The sequence below is a fragment of the Pseudomonas sp. ACN8 genome, from assembly GCF_002303925.1.
Taxonomy (GTDB): Bacteria; Pseudomonadota; Gammaproteobacteria; order Pseudomonadales; family Pseudomonadaceae; genus Aquipseudomonas.
In genome coordinates this window covers 1-988 of the sequence record NZ_MRCS01000120.1, presented here as the reverse complement: position 1 = coordinate 988, position 988 = coordinate 1, and the positions used below count along the sequence as shown (strand labels likewise).

The window sequence follows — 988 nt, the reverse complement described above, 5'->3', positions numbered from 1 at the left end:
TCATCATCCGCAACAACGGTGTCGAGATCGATCGTGTGCCGGTTCAACTCGATGGCACTTGGAGCTTCACGCCGAACCCGCCGCTGAACAATGGCTCGACCAACGTGTTCGATGTGATTGCCCAGGACCCGGCCGGTAACCAGAGTGCGCCGTCTGCTCCGTGGACCATCACCATCGATACCACTGCACCGACCGCACCTACCATCGACAGCGTACTCGATGACCAGGGCACGACCACCGGCAATATCAACCCGGGCGACATCACCGACGATGCCCAGCCGGAAATCAGCGGTACCGGTGAGGCTGGCAGCACCATCATCATCTACGACAATGGCATGGAAATCGGCCGTGTCCCGGTCGAGGCGGATGGTAGCTGGAGCCACACCCCGGTTCCGCCACTGCTCAATGGTCCGCATGACCTCACCGTGAGGGCTGAAGATGCCGCCGGCAACATCAGCGCGCCATCCAACAATGTCGACTTCGAACTGATTGCCGGTGGTTTGCCACCTGCCCCGAGCATCACCGGGGTACTGGATGACGTCGCCAATAATGTCGGCAACATCATGCCGGGCGAGAGCACCAACGATACCGAGCCACAAGTGAGCGGTACCGCTGAGCCGTTCTCTATCGTCACCCTGTACGTCAACGGTGTGGCGGCCGGCACCATCCCGGCCGACGAGTTCGGTGACTGGACCATCACGCCGAACCCGGCGTTGCTGCCAGGCCTGAACAACCTGACGGCCACGGCCACCAATGCGGCCGGCAACGAAAGTGATCCGACCGGTGACTATCCGATCACCGTGGACACCACCCCGCCTGCCGCGGCGGATGCGAGCCAGCTCGAAGATAACGTGGGGGCGATTGTCGGGCCGATTCTCGATGGCGATACCACCGACGACAACACGCCAACCTTCAGCGGCACCGCCGAGCCGAACACGACCCTGATCATCTACGACAACGGTACCGAGATTTTCCGTGTGCCGGTAGA

1 protein-coding gene is annotated in these 988 nt (G+C 61.7%); it reads left to right on the top strand.

Annotated elements, in window-relative coordinates; genetic code table 11:
* On the top strand, positions 1-988 hold a 988-nt coding region (locus BSF44_RS29200), incomplete at both ends, for an Ig-like domain-containing protein (RefSeq protein ID WP_141250121.1).